Genomic DNA, 18911 nt, shown 5'->3' with positions numbered 1-18911 from the left:
CAGGCGCGATGGGCGAGGTGACTGGCATCCATGGCCAATGATGTCTCCAGGGGCGGGCGCATCCGCACGGAGACGACGAAGGGCCGACGACGTGGAGCCGGAAGCACGCGAGGAGATCTTCGAGCGGGCACGGGAGTACTCGACCCAACCGGCGCGCTGGGAGCAGGCGGACGTGCTCTGGGCGCGGGTCGTCGAGGCGTACCGGCAGGCCGTCGCGGGCGGCCGGGTCGACCGGAACGATCAACGCCAGCTCGCCCGGGCGCTGTGGCGGCACGGCATGTTGTTGACCGCACTGGGCCGCCACGACCGGGCGACGGAGTCGGGTCATGAAGCCGTCGTGCTGTTCACGGAGATCCATCAGGCGGTGGCGGCAGAGCATCCGGAGCCGACCCAGGCACGCCGGGACGAGGCGTTGGGCGAGCTGATCACCGCGATGGTGGACTGCGGCGAGTCGGCGTTCCTGGCCGGCAGCCCCGACGTTCGGCTGGACCTGCTGGACAAGGCGCTCGGGATCGGGCTGCACACCGCCGGCCCGCCGCCCGGCGCGGGGCCGCGCACCCGCGAGGCGATGGCCACCGCCTACCACAACTTCGCCAACGCCCTGCTGCACCGACACCAGCAGCAGGGCGCCACGACCGACGCCCAGGAGGCGACGCTGGCCGGCTCCCGGGCCACGGAGCTGCGCCTGAAGGCCCTCGACCCGCACCGGCCGATCACGCTGTGGGAGCTGGGCAACACGTACTCGGTCTACGCGCAGGCGCTGCTGGCGACCGGTGACGTCGAGCGTGCCCGGTTGGTGGTTGACCACGGCATCCAGCTGACCGACCTGCTGGGCGCGGCCGGGATGGAGATCCGGCAGAAGCTGCGGGCGACGGCGGAGCTGATCCGGGGAGCCTCCGGTTCCGGCGGCGGGGGTCGCCGGTGGCCGTGGCGGCGACGCTGACCGCGGCCCCCGTACCCTTGAACTGTGGAAACCGCCCTCCATCCCGCGGCCGACCTGCCGCCGCTGCGCATCGGACCGCACCAGGTGTGGCCGCCGGTGGTGCTCGCCCCGATGGCCGGCATCACAAACGTCGGCTTCCGGCAGCTCTGCCGGGAACAGGGCGGCGGCATCTACGTCTGCGAGATGATCACGACGGTCGCCCTGGTCGAGCGGAACCCGAAGACGCTGCGGATGATCGCGTTCGGGGCCGACGAGCGCCCTCGTAGCCTCCAGCTCTACGGCACCGACCCGGAGACCACCGCCGCAGCCGTCCGGATCGTGGTCGAGCGGGACCTCGCCGACCACATCGACCTCAACTTCGGCTGCCCGGTGCCGAAGGTGACCCGGCGCGGTGGCGGCGCCGCGCTGCCCTGGCGGCGGCGGCTCTTCGCTCGCCTGGTGCGGGCCGCGGTGGACGCCGCGTCACCCGCCGGGGTGCCGGTCACGGTCAAGATGCGCAAGGGCATCGACGACGACCACCTGACGTACGTCGAGGCGGGGCTCGCCGCCCAGGAGGCCGGCGTCGCCTCGGTCGCCCTGCACGGGCGTACGGCCGCTCAGCGGTACTCGGGCACGGCGGACTGGGACGCCGTCGCCACCCTCAAGCAGGCACTAGACGTGCCGGTGCTCGGCAACGGCGACATCTGGGAGGCCGACGACGCGCTGCGGATGGTGGCGCACACCGGGGTCGACGGCGTGGTCATCGGCCGCGGCTGCCTGGGCCGGCCCTGGCTCTTCGCCGACCTGGAGGCGGCGTTCAACGGCTCGCCGCAACGTCGGCTGCCCTCGCTCGGCGAGGTGGCGGTGACCATGCGCCGGCACGCCGAGCTGCTTGTCGAGCAGTTCACCGCCGGTGCCCGCAACCCGGCCCGTGGTGAACGGGACGGCTGCACCGACTTCCGCAAGCACGTCGCCTGGTACCTCAAGGGCTTCCCGATCGGCAGCGAGCTGCGCCGTTCCCTGGCGATGATCGACAGTCTGGCCCAGCTCGACGACCTGCTCGGCAAGCTCGACCCGGCGGTGCCGTTCCCGGTCGAGACGTTGGGCCAGCCGCGTGGCCGCACCAACTCACCGGGCAAGGTCTTCCTGCCCGACGGTTGGCTGGCCAGCCGCGACGACGACACCGTCCCCGAGGGCGCCGAGCTGGACGACTCCGGCGGCTGACCCGCAGCCGGCCCTCCGTGATGTCCGCCGGGCCGCAATGCCGTCTGCCGGGCGGGCAGTGCCGCCTGCAACTTCGGGAGAGTTCCTGAGTCCGGTGGCCTGACCCGTCACCGGCACCGCGCGGGGGTGGCGCCCCGACCGGAGGCAGCAACATCCCCGAAGTCGTCGGATCCCCCGGTGGGACGGGGTGGGGGTGGGGTGGGGACGACGAAGGGCCGGCCCCGGTGGGGCCGGCCCTTCGTGGTGTTTGGTTGGTCAGGAGGTGGCGCTGTAGCCGCGGGTGGCGATCCAGTCGGCGAGCGTGTCGATGCTCATCCGGTAGGAGGCCTGGGCGGGGTTCGCGGAGTCGGCGATGGTGACGGTGTTCCCGCCGTCGCGGTAGCCGACGACGCTGATGTAGTGGCCACCTTCGAAGCTGTGGGCGGTGCCGTCGGTGTCGGTGGCGGTGCCGGCGATGTTGGCGACCACGGCGCGGCCGTCGTCGATGGTGCGGACCACGTCGTCGCGCAGCTTGTCGGTCTGCTTGTCGTCGGCCTTGGCGCCGGCGATCTCGACGGACCGGTAGACGTCCTTGCCGGTCTCCTTGTTCAGCACCGGGGTGATGTCGTTGATGGAGTTGGTGCCGGCCTCGGTGGTGCGCATTTCCTTGGCCATGGTGTCGACGTCGATGTTCTTGCCCTGCACGCTCAGGGCGTTGCGGGCGGCGGCGGGGCCGCAGTAGTAGAAGTTGGGCTGGGCCTCGTAGCGGACGCCGAGTTCGCGCTCGCCACCGGGCTTGCGGTCCTGCACCACGGCGCTGGCCTGGACGCCCGGGGTGGCCTGGGCGGCGATGGCGGGGCCGGCGATGCCACCGGCGGTGGCGGCGGCAGCGGCGATGGTCAGGGCGGTCTTGCGCAGGATGGTGGTAGCCATGATTTCGCACCTTTCGGTCGGGGGTGCGCGTGGCTCCGGCCCGCGGGGGATGCGGGTGGGGCCTCGCGGGAAAGGGGAGACGTGCTACGCGCTGAATCCGGCGTGTGGTGCTCGGGACGTGATGTCCGGGAGGGTGTAACGCCGGGTGGGCCGGGGCCATTCCGGGGGGCCTCGCGGGGGAGGCGGATGGCTTCGGCGGTGTGCCGGGGGGTGTAACGCCCGGGGGTCGGGGGTCATTCCGACCGGGCCGGGGGCGGCGCTGGGGGCGCTCGCGGTTACGCCATGTATAACCACCGGGCCGGGCCCGCGATTCCGCCGCCGGCGTGGCCCCGGTCACCGCCGAATCGGACATCCGGCCACGCCGGGCACGATCGTCCCCACCGGTGTTCCGCGCGGGCGGTGCCGGCCGTGCCATCGGCGCAGGGCTGCGGGACCGACGGAGGCGGCGGTCTGCCCGGAGCCGACTTTCAGGGGTCGGCCACCCGATCAGCGCCGGGCTGCTGCCTGAGGGCGTCGGCGGCGGGCCAGTGGGCGACCGTGCGATCAGTGCCGGGCTGCCGGCTGAGGGCGTCGGCGGTGGGCCATGAGTCGAGCGCCGGCCACGCCGAGCCAGGTGATCCCGGCATACACCGCGATCCGCTCGAAAAGCCCACCCGGCGCACCGGGGCTCAGCCCGGCATGGTCGAGGGTGACGAGCGTGGCGCAGGTCAGGAAGGCGGTCACCACAATCGTCGCCACGCCGCGTCCGAGGTGCCGCCAGACGGCGGGGTCCCGAGCGGGGCCTGCCTGCTCGCCGGCGAGCCTGCCAGGGGTGTCCGCACGCTCACCGGTGGTGCGCTTGTCGGTGTTGTCTGCCTGCTGACCTCGGTGGGCGCGGACCAGATCGAGATCCCGGCCCAGCCGCCAGGCGGTCACCGAGAGCGCGGCGACGACGACCAGTCCCGCGATGTCGTGGAGTCCGCCCTGCCAGGTTTGCACCGCAGCCGCACCCGGCGGGTAGTTGAGGCCGGGATCGATGGGAAACACGGCTGCGGCCATCAGGGCCAGCCCGGCGAGCATCACCGATCTCCAGGTCGCCCGGCGGGGCGTCGCGCCGGCCGCCCTCGCCTGGCCCCGCAGCCCGATCGCGCTGGCGACGACAAGTAGCCCGACGGTGACGAGCTTGACGGTGCCGAGCCAACCTCGATCACCCAGCGACAGGTGACTGACCCAGTGCCGGGTGAGCTGATAGCCGGGGCGGGTCGCCCCGTCGGCGAGGTCCAGGCCGATCAACATCGCCGGCGCGAGGATGGCGGCGGCCCGGGCGGTACGGGGCATGAGGTCGGGCACCATGCGAACGATGTTCGCATGGTGCGAACGCCGTTCGCAAGATGGTCCCTCGGGGCCTCGACTACTCTGTGGCCGTTCCGCCGGGTCGGGGCGGCTACCGGAGCTGCGGAGGAGCCGGATGATCGACAAAGGCGCGGAGATCCCGGCTCGGCGGCGCCGTTCCGCCCGGACGAAGCCCGCACTGACCCGGCAGGCGATCGTCGCTGTCGCACTCGACCTGGTCGACCAGGCCGGCGTGGACGCGGTGACCATGCGCAGTGTCGCCGACGCGCTCGGCACCGGACCGGCCTCGATCTACCGCCACGTCACCGGCAAGGACGAACTCCTCGAACTCGTCCTCGACCGGGTGCTCGCGGGGGTCCGCGTGCCAACGGCCGATCCGCGGGACTGGCGCGGGTCGCTCGTCGCGCTGGCCCGCGAGGTGCGACAGGTCCTGCTGGCGCACAACGACATCGCCGCGGTGGCGATGTCGGGTCCACCTGTCGGTGACAACCTGGCCCGCATCGCCGAGGCGCTGCTGGCGATCCTGCGTACTGCCGGATTCCCGGACGAGGTCTGCGCGTGGGCGGTCGACCGGCTCTCGCTCTACGTCACCGCGGACGCCCTGGACACCGCCCGGCAGCGGGTGGCGGGATCCGGTGGCTCGGAGGCCGTACGGCGGCGCTGGGCTGAGGTCGCGCAGTACTACCGCGACCTGCCCGCGGACCGTTTTCCGCACACCGTCGCGTTGCGCGACGCACTGTTCGCCGCCGGACCGGTGGACCGCTTCACCCTCGGCCTGGAGTTGCTCCTGGACGGACTGGCGGCTCACCGGAGTGGTTGACCGCCGGGCTACGCGGGGCGGGAATCGGCGTCGCCGGCTGTGGCCAGGGCAGCTCGGGAGAGCGGTGGTACGCGATGCCGGCGGTGGCCCAGCGCGGGCCGTGCCCCGCCAGCCGCTCGCGGAACGAGTCCCAGTCGTGCGTCGACCGGGGTGACCAGCCCAGCTCGGCGATGGCGGGCAGCCGGGGGAACAGCATGAATTCGATCTCGGCGAGGGTGGTCACCGACTCGGTCCACAGCGGCGCCTCGACGCCGAGCACCGCCTCGGCCGGTACGCCGGCCAGGTGGCTGGCCGGATCCCAGTCGTACGCCCGGCGTACGTCGATCAGGCCGGCCCAATCGTGCCCGATCGGGGTGTCCGGGGCGTACTTCATGTCGAGGTACGCGTGGTTGCCGGGGGAGAGGATCAACCGGGCTCCCCGTCGTACCGCCTCGGCGGTCACCGGGTCCTCGCCGGTCGTGCCCCACCACTGGAGGATCCGCCGGTCGGCGTGGGCGGCGGGGGCGATCTGGTGCCAGCCGATCACGTCCCGATCCAGGCCGGCGACGATGTGCTGCACCCGTTCGACGAAGCCGGCGTACACCTCGGCGGGCACCTTGAACGCCTCGTCGCCACCGATGTGCAGCCACCGGCCGGGGGTGAGCGCGGCGATCTCGCCGAGCACGTCGGCGACGAAGTCGTACGTGCGCTCGTTGGCCGGGTCGACGTAGCTGAAGCCGACGTCGGTGCCGGTGTACGGCGGCGGTGCGATCCCGTCGGGTGCCAGCTCGCCGTACGCGGTCAGCGCGGCGTGGGTGTGACCGGGCAGGTCGATCTCGGGGATCACGGCGATGTGCCGGTCGGCGGCGTACGCCACGATCCGTCTGTAGTCGGCCTGGGTGTAGTACCCGCCGGAAGCGTCGCCGACCGCGCCGGCCCCGCCGACGGTGGCCAGCCGGGGCCAGGAGTCGATCGCGATGCGCCAGCCCTGGTCGTCGGTGAGGTGCAGGTGCAGCCGGTTGAGCTTGTAGCGGGCCAGGTGGTCGATCACCCGCAGCACGTCGGTGACGCCGAAGAAGTGCCGGGCCACGTCGAGCATCGCGCCCCGGTGCGGGTAGCGGGGGCGGTCGAGGATCGACCCACCGGGCAGTATCCAGCGTTCGGCGACCGGGCTGGCGTTCTCGACGGCGGCCGGCAGCAGCTGCCGCAGCGTCTGTATCCCGTGATGAAGGCCGGCGGCGGTGCCGGCGGCGATGCGTACGCCGTCGGTGGTGATGTCGAACCGGTAGCCCTCCGCGCCCAGTGCGGCCTCGCCGGTCAGGTCGAGGGCGATGCCACCGGCCGGGACGGGTGTGGCGGTATCGGTCACCGGCAGCGGGTATCCGGTGGCCGGGCGCAGCAGTGCGGCGAGTTGCCCGGCGACGGCCACGGCGGCCGGGTCGGCGCTGGCTCGGATCACCGTATCGGCGGTCAGGAGGTAGTTGGCCGTCGCGTCCGGTTCGACCCGTTCCGGGGCGGGCACCACATCGCCCAGCCGGGTCCGTGCCGGCGGTCCGAGCAGCGCCGCCGCCGTTCGCTCCGCCGCCCTGGCCAGTTCCCCGGCGGTACGCCCGGCGGCCTGGGTTGCGTCGTCCGCCTGCGCGGCGGTTTCCGCCCCTGCCGTGGTGTCCGCCTGCCCGGTGATCCCGGCTGCTGCTGCGGCGGGTGCCGACTCGGGCGGCGCGGCGACGTCGCCGGGGCGGGACGGGTCGAGTGGTTCCGGTGTGGTGCTGGGTGCGGCGGACACGGGGACTCCCGAGGGGGTGTATTCGCGGCGGTTGTGGCAATGGTGCGAGGTGGTCACACAGCGTGCCGTCAAGCGTACGGGGAGGCCGGCAATTGCGTGAATGTGCGCATGGAACCGTTCCCAAAAACTGTCCTGAACCCGGACAGTCGTGATTGCTGTGCCTATTGTCACCGACCGCTCCCGGGCTGCGTGTTGTTCGCTTAGCCTTCGCCCACCGATCGGCACGACTCCCCGGATTACCAGCCGATGGATCCGGGGTATCAGAAAACTGAACCTTCGTTAAGTGTCAATCCGGGCGCGTGGGAGGCTCTGGTGACAGCGCAAGAGACGGTTGAGCACAAGTACGTCTACGACTTCGCCGAGGGCAACAAGGATCTCAAGGACCTCCTCGGCGGCAAGGGAGCGAACCTGGCCGAGATGACCAATCTCGGCCTGCCGGTGCCGCCCGGCTTCACCATCACCACCGAGGCGTGCAAGGCGTACCTCGACACGGGCGCGGAACCGGCCGGGCTTGCCGACCAGATCGCCGCTCACCTGGCGGCGCTGGAGCGCGAGATGGGCCGGCGCCTCGGCGACCCGGACGACCCGCTGCTGGTCTCCGTACGCTCCGGGGCGAAGTTCTCGATGCCCGGAATGATGGAGACCGTGCTCAACGTCGGTCTCAACGACCGCAGCGTCGAGGGGCTGGCCCGACAGGCCGGTGCCGCCACCGACCAGGGCGCCTCCGGCGGCGCGGACAGGTTCGCCTGGGACTCCTACCGGCGCCTGATCCAGATGTTCGGCAAGACGGTCTGCGACGTTCCGGGCGAGGAGTTCGAACACGCGCTCGACGAGGTCAAGCGCGCCAAGGGCACCGACCTCGACCTGGACCTGGACGCGGACGACCTGCGCGGGCTCGTCGACACGTACAAGAAGATCTTCAGTAAGCACACTGGACGGGAGTTCCCGCAGGAACCGCGCGAGCAGCTCGACCTCGCGGTACGCGCGGTGTTCGACTCGTGGAACGCCGAGCGGGCGGTGGTCTACCGCCGGCAGGAGCGCATCCCGGCCGATCTCGGTACCGCCGTCAACGTGGTGGCGATGGTCTTCGGCAACCTCGGTGCCGACTCCGGCACCGGCGTCGCCTTCACCCGCGACCCGGCCAGCGGCGCCCAGGGCATCTACGGCGATTACCTGGCCAACGCGCAGGGCGAGGACGTCGTCGCCGGCATCCGCAACACCGTGCCCTTGCAGGAGCTGGAGCGGATCGACAAGGACTCCTACGACGAACTGCTCGACTACATGGCCCGGCTGGAGCGGCACTACCGGGACCTGTGCGACATCGAGTTCACCATCGAGCGCGGCAAGCTGTGGATGCTCCAGACGCGGGTCGGCAAGCGCACCGCTGCCGCCGCGTTCGTCATCGCCGGCCAGTTGGTCGACGAGGGCCTTATCGACCTCGACGAGGCGCTGCACCGGGTCAACGGCGCGCAACTGGCCCAGCTGATGTTCCCGCGCTTCCAGCTCGACCACGAGTTCGAGCCGGTCGCCACCGGCATCGGGGCGTCGCCGGGCGCGGCGGTCGGCAAGGTGGTCTTCACCTCGGCCCGCGCGGTCGAGCTGGCCGCCGAGGGTGAGGCCGTCATCCTGGTGCGCCGGGAGACCAACCCGGACGACCTGAACGGCATGATCGCCGCCCAGGGCATCCTCACCTCGCGGGGCGGCAAGACCAGCCACGCCGCGGTGGTGGCCCGGGGAATGGGCAAGACCTGCGTCTCCGGCGCCGACGGACTGAACATCGACGTACCGAAGCGGCGGTTCGCCGTGGCCGGACACACGGTCACCGAGGGCGACGTCGTCTCCATCGACGGCACCACCGGCAAGGTCTACCTGGGTGAGGTGCCGGTCAGCCCGTCGGAGGTGGTGCGCTACTTCGAGGGCGAGGTCGATCCGGACACCAGCGACGACGCGCTGGTCAAGGCCGTACACCGGATCATGTCGCACGCCGACGCGAGTCGCCGCCTGGCGGTACGTACCAACGCCGACACCGGTGCCGACGCGGCCCGGGCCCGGCGGTTCGGCGCCGAGGGAATCGGACTGTGCCGTACCGAGCACATGTTCCTCGGTGACCGGCGTGAGCTGGTGGAACGGCTGATCCTGGCCCGCGACCCGGCCGAGCGGGAGGACGCGCTGGCCGCGCTGCTGCCGTTGCAGCGGGCGGACTTCGTGGAGATCTTCCGGGAGATGGACGGGCAGCCGGTCACCGTCCGGTTGATCGACCCGCCGCTGCACGAGTTCCTGCCGCCGCTGGAGCAGCTCGCGGTGAACGTGGCTGTCGCTCAGGAACGCGGCGAGGACGTCGCCAAGGAGGAGGCGCTGCTCGCGGCCGTACGCCGGATGCACGAGGAGAACCCGATGCTCGGGCTGCGCGGCGTACGGCTCGGCCTGGTCATCCCCGGACTCTTCGCGATGCAGGTCCGGGCGATCACCGAGGCCGCCGTGGAGTGCACCCGCCAGGGGATCCGGTCCTACCCGGAGATCATGGTCCCGCTTGTCGGTGCGGTCCAGGAACTGGAGACGGTACGCACCGAGGCCGAGCGGATCATCGCCGAGGTGGTCGGCGGCAGCGACGTCAACGTGCTGATCGGCACGATGATCGAGGTGCCCCGGGCGGCGCTGACCGCCGGACAGATCGCCGAGGCCGCCGAGTTCTTCTCCTTCGGCACCAACGACCTGACCCAGATGGGTTGGGGCTTCTCCCGCGACGACGTGGAGGGGGCGTTCTTCTGGCGCTACCTGGAGCTGGGCATCTTCGGCATCTCACCGTTCGAGTCCATCGACGCCGACGGCATCGGCCGGCTGGTACGCATCGCCGCCGAGGAGGGCCGGGCGGCCCGCCCGGGGCTCAAGCTCGGGGTTTGCGGCGAACACGGTGGTGACCCCGACTCGGTGCACTTCTTCCACGCCGTCGGGCTGGACTACGTCTCCTGTTCGCCGTTCCGAGTGCCGGTGGCACGGTTGGAGGCCGGCCGGGCCGCAGTGATCACCACCGGCTCGGACAGCCGCTGACCGCGCGGCTCGCCCTCGTCCGAGGGCGAGCCGCCCGCTCCGAGCCCCCTTCAAGCAGCAACTTCGGGGATGTTGCTGTGTCGATCCACCGGGAGGCAGCAACATCCCCGAAGTTGTCGCGTGGTCCACGGGCGCGAGAGGGCGTACGGGGCACGCCGGTGTGCGGGTGCGCTTCGCGCCCGAGTGGGGCGGTCAGATCGGGGGGCGACGCCAGGTGATCGACGGGTCGCGGCGGGGACGTTGGTTCGGCATCGAGGCCATGGGCGTGCGTACCGCCAGCGGGGCGTGCGGATCCGCCTGGTGGGGCAGCAGCGTCGGGCGGCGACAGGCGGCGAGGGCCGGGCCGGTGCGGCGGACCACCCCACGGGCCTCCTCCCGCAGCGCCGCCAGATCGGCTCCCGGCTCGGCGACCAGGGTCAGCAGGGCGTCCCGACCGGCCGGGTAGGTGACCACACAACCTGCTGCGGTGTGCACCACCGACTCGTGGAACTCTCCCTGCCGTACGGTGGCCGCCATCCGGTGCCCGAGGCCGAAGCTGGCCGCCGCCAGCGCCGCCAGGTGGGTGGCGTCGGTCGTGGGCAGGTCGCTGGAGATGAGCAGGCCGTCCGTGCCGGCGAGGACCGTGCCGGCGACCTCGGGACGGCGTCGGCGCAGCCCCCGTAGCTCGGTACCCATCATCGTTTCCGCGTTCACGAGCGTGTCTCTCCCACCGGTCGTGTCTCCGCCTCGACAAGTGACGTTCCGCGATGGCGACGCTACCCGTGGACGTCGATGAGTGCGATCCCGTCACCGTCGGCGATCGGGCGACAACTCTCGTCTGATCGGGGGATGTGGACCCGCCGGGGGCACGTCGCCGGCGCGCCGAACGGGACCCCCGGGCGTAACCTGACTTCGCCCATGGACCGTCGTTCGCGAAGGGGTGGCCGGATGAGATCGCGTGCCGAGTTGTCGGAGGCTGTCGGTGCCGCGGTGGCGGTGCCCGCATGACAAGTGTGTGGGAGAGCCTGACCGTCGACGCCCGGGACCCTGGCCGGCTGGCCCGCTGGTGGGCCGAGGCGCTCGGCTACCAGGTGGTCGAGGAACGGCCGGACGAGGTGGAGATCCGGCAGAGCGCGGACCGGCTGCCCGGCATCGTCTTCGTGCCCGTGACCGGCGTCAAGGAGGGCAAGAACCGGCTGCACCTCGACCTGCGCCCGACCGACCGGGAGGCCGAGGTGGAACGGCTTGTCGACATGGGCGCCCGGCACGTCGACATCGGCCAGGACGGCGACGACTGGACGGTGCTGGCCGACCCGGAGGGCAACGAGTTCTGCGTGCTGCGGCAGCGTGGGGATTGAGTGCTGCGTCCGGTGAGTCGGACGCGGCGCGTCGGGTGGCGGAGCCGGTCAAGGACCCGGAGCACGGCCGGTCCCCGTACGAGCGGGACCGGGCCCGGGTGCTGCACTCGGCGGCGTTCCGCCGGCTGGCCGCGAAGACCCAGGTGCACACGGCCGGCACCGACGACTTCCTGCGTACCCGGCTGACCCACTCGTTGGAGGTGGCCCAGATCGCCCGGGAGATGGGTGCCCGGCTGGGCTGCGATCCGGACGTGGTGGACACCGCCGGGCTGGCCCACGACCTCGGTCACCCGCCGTTCGGCCACAACGGCGAGGGCGCGCTCGACGAGCTGGCCGCCGACTGCGGCGGGTTCGAGGGCAACGCCCAGACGCTGCGCGTGCTGACCCGGCTGGAAGCCAAGGCGTACGGCCCGGACGGGACGTCCGCCGGGCTGAACCTGACCCGCGCCTCGCTCGACGCGGTCGGCAAGTACCCGTGGACCCGCCAACCCGGCCGGCGCAAGTTCGGGGTGTACGCCGACGACCTGTCCGCCTTCACCTGGCTTCGGCAGGGCGCCCCGGCCGGTGAGCGGCGCTGCCTGGAGGCGCAGGTGATGGACTGGGCCGACGACGTGGCGTACTCCGTGCACGACGTCGAGGACGGCATCCACGGCGGGTACCTCACGCTGGAGCCGTTGCTGGCCGACTCCGACGAGCGGGCGGCGCTCTGCGCCGACGTCGCCGCCGTCTACTCGACCGAGTCCTCCGACTACCTCGACCGGGCGCTTGCCGAACTGCTCGCCGACCCGGTGCTCGCCCCGCTGGCCGGCTACGACGGCAGTCATCGGGCCCAGGCCGCGCTCAAGGCCACCACGAGCGTGCTGACGGGTCGGTTCGTGGCGACCGCCGTCGCCGCCACCACCGAACGGTTCGGCCCGGGACCACACCGACGGTACGCGGCCGACCTGATCGTGCCCCGACCGTTGCGCGCCCGGTGTGCGCTGCTCAAGGGCATCGCCCTGCGTTACGTGATGCGTCGGCCCGGTGCGCAGGGCCGGTACCAGCGGCAGCGGGAGATCGTCGCCGGGCTGGTGGAGACCCTGGCCGCGCGGGCACCGGAAGCGCTCGACCCGGTTTTCGCCCCGCTGTGGCGGGACGCGTCCGACGACCACGCCCGGCTGCGGGTGGTGATCGACCAGGTGGCCTCATTGACCGACCCGGCCGCCCTGGCCTGGCATGATCGTCTGATCAGAAGCTGACACCGGATACCGGGGTCGGACGGCGAGCCGCGAGTGAGGTTAGCCTAACCGAATGACGGATCGCTCGAAGAAGGTCACCTCCGCCCGGGTCCTGCGCACCTGGCGGCCCACCCCGCACGTGGTCCGGCTGGTGCTCGGCGGGGAGGAACTGGCCGACCTGCCGGTCGGCGAGTTCACCGACCACTACATCAAGATTGTTTTTCCGGTCGCCGGGGTTGACCACCCGCGCCCGATCGATCTCGCCGCCATCCGCCGGGACCTGCCGCGTGAGCAGTGGCCCCGGTTGCGCGCGTACACGGTACGTGCCTGGGACGCGGCGGCCGGGGACCTGACAGTCGACGTGGTGCATCACGGCGACGAGGGACTGGCCGGCCCGTGGGCGGCCGCGTTGCGGCCCGGCGACGAGGTGCTGTTCGTCGGCCCGGGCGGGGCGTACGCGCCGAACCCAGCGGCCGACTGGCACCTGCTGGTCGGTGACGAGAGCGCCCTGCCGGCGATCGCCGCCTCCCTGGCCCGGCTCCCCGCCGACGCGCCCGCGTACGTTTTCGTCGAGGTCGACGGCCCGGCCGACGAGCAGCCGCTGCCCAGCCCGGGTGCGGTGCGGCTGACCTGGCTGCACCGGGGCGCACGCCCGGTGGGTGAGGCGCTGGTGGCCGCGGTGCGTGGGCTGGATTTCCCGGCCGGCACGGTGCATGCCTTCGTGCACGGCGAGGCGTCCTTCGTCCGCCAGTTGCGCCGGTTGCTGCGGGTGGAGCGGTCGGTTCCCCGCGAGTGGCTGTCCATCTCCGGCTACTGGCGCAGGGGCCTGGACGACGAGGGCTGGCGGGCCACCAAGCCCGACTGGAACCGCCAGGTCGAGGCCGACGAAGAGGGGCGCGTTCCCGTACCGCTCGGTTGACCGTCGAACCGATAACCGGCAAGGTGGCACCCCAACACGCCCGTGAACGGCCAAAAGTCGGTTCTCCGGGTGTGATTCGCCGGAACTTCGGGAGCAACACGGTAGCGGAACGGGAGGATGGTCAGGGGTGACCATGAGCGAGCAGGTAGACGAGAAGACCGCCGACTCCGGCGGTACAGGCGGCAGGATCGACCCGATCGTGCTCGGCCTGGGCGTCGGCGGCGTGCTCGCCGTGGTGCTCTGGGGAGTGCTGGCCCGTGACTCGCTGGCGAGTGTCGGCGAATCGGGTCTGGCCTGGGTGATCGACACGTTCGGCTGGTTCTTCGTGGTGGCGGCCAACGCCTTCCTGGTGCTGGCGGTGGTGCTGGCGCTGTCCCGGTTCGGCCGTATCCGGCTCGGCAAGGACGAGGAGCAGCCGGAGTTCACCACGCTGGCCTGGATCGCCATGATGTTCAGCGCCGGCATGGGCATCGGCCTGGTCTTCTTCGCCGTCGCCGAGCCCATCCAGCACTACGCCACGCCGCCACCGGCGGCCGGCGTCGAGCCGCAGACCGGGCAGGCGGCGTCGGCGGCCATGCAGTTCACCCTCTTCCACTGGACGCTGCACCCGTGGGCGATCTACGCGGTGGTGGCGCTGGCCTTGGCGTACTCGACGTTCCGTCGGGGCCGGCAGAACCGGATCTCGGCGGCGTTCCGGCCGCTCATCGGCGACCGCGCCGACGGCCCCGTCGGCCAGGTCATCGACCTGCTGGCCGTCTTCGCCACCGTCTTCGGCTCCGCCACCAGCCTCGGGCTCGGCGCCCTCCAGGTCGCCGCCGGCCTGGACCTGGTCGCCGGGGTACCGGACAGCACCGCTGTGGAACTTGTGGTGATCGGGGCGCTCACGCTGGCCTTCGTCATCTCCGCCTTCACCGGCCTGCACCGTGGCATCAAGTGGCTCTCCACCACGAACGTGGTACTCGCCGTCGTGCTGATGCTCTTCGTCTTCGTGGTCGGGCCGACCATCTACACCCTTGAGGTGCTGCCCGCCTCCATCGGTGACTACCTCAGCAACCTCGTCTACATGTCCACCCGCACCGGGGCCTTCTCCGACCCGGCCTGGCTGGGCGGCTGGACGATCTTCTACTGGGCGTGGTGGATCTCCTGGGCGCCGTTCGTCGGCACCTTCATCGCCCGCATCTCCCGGGGCCGCAGCGTCCGGCAGTTCCTGATCGGTGTGCTCCTGGTGCCCAGCGGTGCCAGCGCCGTCTGGTTCGCGATCATGGGCGGCAGCGCGCTGCGGGTGCAGGCCACCGGGGTACGTGACCTGGTGGCGGACGCCTCCACCAGCAGTGAACAGGCGCTGTTCGGTCTGCTCGACGCGCTGCCGCTGGCGGCGTTGACGAGCGTGCTGGCCATGGTGCTCATCGCGCTGTACTTCGTCACCAGCGCCGACTCCGCCTCGCTGGTGCTCGGCTCGCTGACCTCCCGGGGCGCGCTGCGTCCGCACCGGGTGGTCGTGGTCAGCTGGGGAATCCTGATCGGCGCGGTCGCCGCGGTGCTGCTGCTCGTCGGCGGGCTGGACGCGCTGCAACAGGCCACCATCATGGTGGCGTTGCCGTTCGTGGTGGTGATGCTCGGACTGGCCGTCGCCCTGGTCAAGGACATGGCCCGCGATCCACTGCTGGCCGCGCCCACGCGCACCCGCCCGCACGGCCTGGCCGATGCGGTACGGGCCGCCCGATCGTACGAGGAGGAGGATCCGCCGCCGGTACGCCGTTACCTGCGCCGCCGCCCCCGCTGACCGCCACCTCGGGTGGCCCTGCGCTCCCGCGCCGTGCCGGCTGGCTCGCCGGCACGGCGCGGGCGGATGGTGCGGGCCACCGAGGGGCCCCTCCTTGAGCCCGGGGCGGGCAGGGCAGGATGTAGGCCGAGGAGGTGGCGGGATGGCGGGGCGGATCCGGGACGAGGACATCGCGCTGGTCCGCGAGCGCACGTCCATCGCCGAGATCATCTCCGACACGGTGACGCTCAGGTCGGCCGGCGGCGGCAACCTCAAGGGGCTCTGCCCCTTCCACGACGAGAAGAGCCCGTCGTTCAACGTCTCGCCCGCCCGGAACGTCTGGTACTGCTTCGGCTGCGGTGCCGGCGGCGACGCGATCAAGTTCCTGATGGACGCCGAGCACCTCAGCTTCGTCGAGGCGGTGGAGCGGCTCGCCGCCCGCGCCGGCCTGCAACTGCGGTACGTGGAGGACGACAGGTCGGCGCCTCGACCGAACCGCCCGCAGCAGGGGCAGAAGCAGCGGCTGGTCGCCGCGCACGCCGCCGCCGTCGAGTTCTACACCGCGCAGTTGGCCACGGCCGGTGCGCGTCCCGCCCGGGAGTTCCTGGCCGAGCGCGGCTTCGACCGGGCCGCCGCGCAGCGGTACGACTGTGGCTTCGCTCCCGACGGGTGGGACCTGCTCACCAAGCATCTGCGTCAGCGTGGCTTCAGCCATGACGAACTGGTAACCGCCGGGCTGTCCCGCCCGGCCCGCTCGGGCAGCCTGATCGACAGGTTCCGCCGTCGGCTGCTCTGGCCGATCCGGGACCTCACCGGCGACGTGATCGGCTTCGGCGCCCGCAAGCTCTTCGCCGACGACGACGGCCCGAAGTACCTGAACACCCCCGAGACGCCGATCTACAAGAAGTCCCATCTGCTCTACGGCATCGACCAGGCCAAACGGGAGATCGCCAAGCAGGGCCGGGTGGTCCTGGTCGAGGGCTACACCGACGTGATGGCCTGCCACCTGGCCGGCGTACCGACAGCCGTGGCGACCTGCGGCACCGCGTTCGGCGCCGACCACATCGGTGTGCTGCGCCGGCTGCTGCTGGACACCGACGCGGTCGCTGGCGAGATCATCTTCACCTTCGACGGTGACGCGGCCGGGCAGAAGGCCGCGCTGCGCGCCTTCGACGACGACCAGCGCTTCGTCGGGCGTACCTTCATCGCGGTCAGCCCGGACAACATGGATCCGTGCGAGCTGCGCCTGGCAAAGGGCGACCTGGCCGTGCGTGACCTGGTCGCCCGCCGCGAGCCGCTCGTCGACTTCGCGCTGCGCCATGTGATCAGCAGGTACGACCTGGACACCGTCGACGGTCGGGTCGAGGCGATGCGGCGTGCCGCGCCCCTGGTGGCGAAGCTCAAGGACCGGGAGAAGCGCCCGGAGTACGTCCGTAAGCTCGCCGGTGACCTCGGCATGGAGATCGAACCGGTGCAGCGGGCGGTGCTGACCGCCGCCTCGGGACGACCGGCGGACGGCCCGGCCGCACGAGCCGCCCGGACCGAACCGAGCGTGGACAGCCCACAGTCGATGGTCGAGCGGGAGGCGCTGAAGCTGGCGCTCCAGGAGCCGGTGCTTGCCGGTCCGATGTTCGACGCGGTCGAGGCGACCGACTACCGGCATCCGGTGCACGTGGCCGTGCGGGCGGCGGTCGCCGCGGCCGGCGGAGTCGCCTCGGCGGCCGGCGGTGCGGTGTGGATCGAAGCGGTACGGGACGCCTGCACGGACCTCGCCGCGCAGGCCCTGGTCGGCGAGCTGGCCGTGGAACCGTTGCGGATCGACGGCGAGCCGGACCCGCGCTACGTCTCGATCACCATGGCCCGGTTGCAGTGGGGGTCGGTCACCGCACGCATCCGGGAGCTGAAGTCACGGATCCAGCGGATCAATCCGGTGAACAACAAGGACGAGTACTTCGCCGCCTTCGGTGAGCTGCTCTCGCTGGAGCAGCACGCCCGTGCTCTGCGCGAGCAGGCGGCGGGAGGGTTGTAGGGATGCCACTGTTCCGCCGCCGGCCGAAGCTGCCACCGGCCGACCGGCCGCCGCTGGAGCGCGACGAACGGGTGTTGGCCTGGGCCGCTGTCGGCAACGGCGAGGGCGACGGGGTGGTGGTGGCCACCAACCTCGGGCTCTGGCTGCCCGGCCGGGGCCACCGGATCGGCTGGCACGACGTGGTCAAGGCGGTCTGGTCGGGCCGGGAGCTGACCGTGACGCCGGGCGAGCGGGTCGCCGAGCGGGACGGCTACCTGGTGGTCGCCGACCTGCCGGCCGAGCGGTACCTGCTGCTCGATCCGGGTGACCTGCCGCACCAGGTACGCACCCGGGTCACCCGGTCCGTCGCGTACACCCAGCACCACGCCGTGCCCGGCGGATCCGGCCGCGTCGTCGGTCGGCGGGTTTCCGGTAGCGACGGTCTGACCTGGATGGTCCACTACGACCCCGGCACCCCCACCGACGACCCGGACGTCCTCGCCGAGACCGACCGCCTCGTCGCCGCCGCCCGCGCCGCCACCACCCCTGCCGACCTCTAACCACGCGCCCGCCCTTCTGCGCGTCGATCATGCACTTGTGGCACCGGAAATAGGCTGAATTGTTCCCTTCGTTAGGTGCCACAACTCCATGATCGGCGCGTAATCCGGTGGGGAGTGTCGGGCCGGGTGTTTAGGGTTCGGGGGTGAATACGGGGCAACCACTCATCCAGGCACGGGGGCTGGTGAAGCGGTTCGGCGACTTCACCGCCGTCGACGGCATCGACGTGGAGGTCCGCGCCGGTGAGGCGTTCGGCTTCCTGGGGCCCAACGGTGCCGGCAAGTCGTCCACCATGCGGATGGTCGGCTGCACCTCGCCCCCCAGCGGCGGGGAACTGCGCATCCTGGGCATGGATCCGGTGCGGGACGGGCCAGCGATCCGGGCTCGGCTCGGCGTGTGTCCACAGTTGGACAACCTCGACCCCGAGCTGACCGTCCGGGAAAACCTGACGACGTACGCGCGCTACTTCGGCATTCCACGCCGGGTGGCCCGGGCACGGGCCGCCGAGTTGCTCGACTTCGTGCAGCTCAGCGACCGGGCGGACAGCAAGGTCGAGCCGCTCTCCGGCGGCATGAAGCGCCGGCTCACCATCGCCCGCGCACTTGTCAACGAGCCCGACATCGTGCTGCTCGACGAGCCGACCACAGGTCTCGACCCGCAGGCCCGGCACCTGGTCTGGGAACGGCTGTTCCGGCTCAAGCAGCAGGGCGTCACGCTTGTGCTCACCACGCACTACATGGACGAGGCCGAGCAGCTCTGCGACCGGTTGGTCGTGATGGACGGCGGTCGGATCGTCGCCGAGGGGTCGCCGCGCGCGCTCATCGAGCAACATGCCACCCGTGAGGTGGTCGAGCTACGGTTCGCCGCCGAATCACAGGAGGCGTTCGCCGGGAAGCTGGACGCCCTGGGGGAGCGGGTCGAGGTGCTGCCCGACCGGATCCTGGTCTACGTGCCCGACGGCGACGCGACGGTGGCCGAGGTCGCCGCGCTCGGGCTGCACCCGACGAACGTGCTGGTCCGGCGCAGCAGCCTGGAGGACGTCTTTCTGCACCTCACCGGCCGCACCCTCGTCGACTGAGCCAGCACA

General features: G+C 71.8%; 15 protein-coding genes. 11 read left to right on the top strand and 4 right to left on the bottom strand.

Annotated features, from left to right (window positions below; all coding sequences use genetic code 11):
* Nucleotides 1–91 precede the first annotated feature (91 nt).
* Complete coding sequence (locus AB0I71_RS12110) at nt 92–943, top strand: hypothetical protein (RefSeq protein ID WP_357583677.1); 852 nt, start codon at nt 92–94, stop codon at nt 941–943.
* Nucleotides 944–997: 54 nt separating this feature from the next.
* On the top strand, nt 998–2146 hold the full coding sequence (gene dusB, locus AB0I71_RS12105) for a tRNA dihydrouridine synthase DusB (protein WP_357583838.1): 1149 nt from the start codon (nt 998–1000) through the stop codon (nt 2144–2146).
* A gap of 255 nt (nt 2147–2401) precedes the next feature.
* On the opposite strand, the gene AB0I71_RS12100 is transcribed toward dusB, so the two are convergent.
* Nucleotides 2402–3058, bottom strand: coding sequence for a C39 family peptidase (locus AB0I71_RS12100; RefSeq protein ID WP_357583675.1), 657 nt, complete (start codon nt 3056–3058; stop codon nt 2402–2404).
* 543 nt (nt 3059–3601) lie between these two features.
* A complete protein-coding gene (locus AB0I71_RS12095) occupies nt 3602–4390 on the bottom strand; it encodes a DUF998 domain-containing protein (RefSeq protein ID WP_357583673.1) in 789 nt (262 codons plus the stop codon).
* Nucleotides 4391–4505: 115 nt separating this feature from the next.
* Between AB0I71_RS12095 and AB0I71_RS12090 the strand changes: the two genes are divergently transcribed.
* On the top strand, nt 4506–5210 hold the full coding sequence (locus tag AB0I71_RS12090) for a TetR/AcrR family transcriptional regulator (protein ID WP_357583671.1): 705 nt from the start codon (nt 4506–4508) through the stop codon (nt 5208–5210).
* Here AB0I71_RS12090 and AB0I71_RS12085 read toward each other — a convergent pair.
* Complete coding sequence (locus AB0I71_RS12085) at nt 5155–6975, bottom strand: beta-N-acetylhexosaminidase (protein ID WP_357583669.1); 1821 nt, start codon at nt 6973–6975, stop codon at nt 5155–5157. The genes AB0I71_RS12090 and AB0I71_RS12085 overlap by 56 nt on opposite strands.
* Nucleotides 6976–7287: 312 nt before the next feature.
* On the opposite strand from AB0I71_RS12085, the gene ppdK reads away from it, so the two are divergent.
* Entirely contained in the window at nt 7288–10023 is a 2736-nt protein-coding gene (gene ppdK / locus AB0I71_RS12080) for a pyruvate, phosphate dikinase (protein ID WP_357583667.1), read from the top strand.
* 192 nt (nt 10024–10215) lie between these two features.
* Here the strand turns inward: ppdK and AB0I71_RS12075 are convergent, their stop codons facing one another.
* A complete protein-coding gene (locus AB0I71_RS12075; RefSeq protein WP_204005693.1) occupies nt 10216–10716 on the bottom strand; it encodes a roadblock/LC7 domain-containing protein in 501 nt (166 codons plus the stop codon).
* Between the two features lie 290 nt (nt 10717–11006).
* Here AB0I71_RS12075 and AB0I71_RS12070 point away from each other — a divergent pair, with 290 nt between their 5' ends.
* The 7 genes from AB0I71_RS12070 (at nt 11007) to AB0I71_RS12040 (ending at nt 18902) form a co-directional block, all read left to right on the top strand.
* Nucleotides 11007–11360: a VOC family protein gene (locus AB0I71_RS12070; protein ID WP_357583664.1), complete on the top strand. Its 354-nt coding sequence runs from the start codon at nt 11007–11009 to the stop codon at nt 11358–11360.
* The gene (locus AB0I71_RS12065; protein ID WP_357583662.1) at nt 11357–12598 is read left to right on the top strand and encodes a deoxyguanosinetriphosphate triphosphohydrolase; all 1242 of its coding nucleotides are present in this window, start codon (nt 11357–11359) and stop codon (nt 12596–12598) included. Before AB0I71_RS12070 ends, AB0I71_RS12065 begins: the two co-directional genes overlap by 4 nt.
* Nucleotides 12599–12650: 52 nt before the next feature.
* A complete protein-coding gene (locus AB0I71_RS12060) occupies nt 12651–13496 on the top strand; it encodes a siderophore-interacting protein (RefSeq protein ID WP_357583660.1) in 846 nt (281 codons plus the stop codon).
* A gap of 133 nt (nt 13497–13629) precedes the next feature.
* Nucleotides 13630–15279: a BCCT family transporter gene (locus AB0I71_RS12055; RefSeq protein WP_357583657.1), complete on the top strand. Its 1650-nt coding sequence runs from the start codon at nt 13630–13632 to the stop codon at nt 15277–15279.
* Nucleotides 15280–15421: 142 nt separating this feature from the next.
* Nucleotides 15422–17287 (top strand): DNA primase, encoded by a 1866-nt coding sequence (dnaG, locus tag AB0I71_RS12050; RefSeq protein WP_357583655.1) that lies wholly within the window; start codon nt 15422–15424, stop codon nt 17285–17287.
* A gap of 2 nt (nt 17288–17289) precedes the next feature.
* Entirely contained in the window at nt 17290–17826 is a 537-nt protein-coding gene (locus AB0I71_RS12045; RefSeq protein WP_357583653.1) for a hypothetical protein, read from the top strand.
* Nucleotides 17827–17969: 143 nt separating this feature from the next.
* On the top strand, nt 17970–18902 hold the full coding sequence (locus AB0I71_RS12040; RefSeq protein WP_357583651.1) for an ABC transporter ATP-binding protein: 933 nt from the start codon (nt 17970–17972) through the stop codon (nt 18900–18902).
* Nucleotides 18903–18911 lie beyond the last annotated feature (9 nt).

Source organism: Micromonospora sp. NPDC049891 (assembly GCF_040660295.1).
GTDB lineage: Bacteria > Actinomycetota > Actinomycetes > Mycobacteriales > Micromonosporaceae > Micromonospora.
Note: the sequence above shows the minus strand (reverse complement) of the source record. Positions and strands in the feature narration are given on the sequence as shown.

What these genes read in the sequence shown, in the direction of transcription:
- AB0I71_RS12045 (WP_357583653.1), top strand. Translation starts at nt 17,290, where the DNA reads ATGCCACTGTTCCGCCGCCGGCCGAAGCTGCCACCGGCCGACCGGCCG.
- AB0I71_RS12060 (WP_357583660.1), top strand. Translation starts at nt 12,651, where the DNA reads ATGACGGATCGCTCGAAGAAGGTCACCTCCGCCCGGGTCCTGCGCACC.
- AB0I71_RS12095 (WP_357583673.1), bottom strand. Translation starts at nt 4,390, where the DNA reads ATGGTGCCCGACCTCATGCCCCGTACCGCCCGGGCCGCCGCCATCCTC.
- AB0I71_RS12100 (WP_357583675.1), bottom strand. Translation starts at nt 3,058, where the DNA reads ATGGCTACCACCATCCTGCGCAAGACCGCCCTGACCATCGCCGCTGCC.
- AB0I71_RS12090 (WP_357583671.1), top strand. Translation starts at nt 4,506, where the DNA reads ATGATCGACAAAGGCGCGGAGATCCCGGCTCGGCGGCGCCGTTCCGCC.
- dnaG (WP_357583655.1), top strand. Translation starts at nt 15,422, where the DNA reads ATGGCGGGGCGGATCCGGGACGAGGACATCGCGCTGGTCCGCGAGCGC.
- AB0I71_RS12070 (WP_357583664.1), top strand. Translation starts at nt 11,007, where the DNA reads ATGACAAGTGTGTGGGAGAGCCTGACCGTCGACGCCCGGGACCCTGGC.
- AB0I71_RS12055 (WP_357583657.1), top strand. Translation starts at nt 13,630, where the DNA reads ATGAGCGAGCAGGTAGACGAGAAGACCGCCGACTCCGGCGGTACAGGC.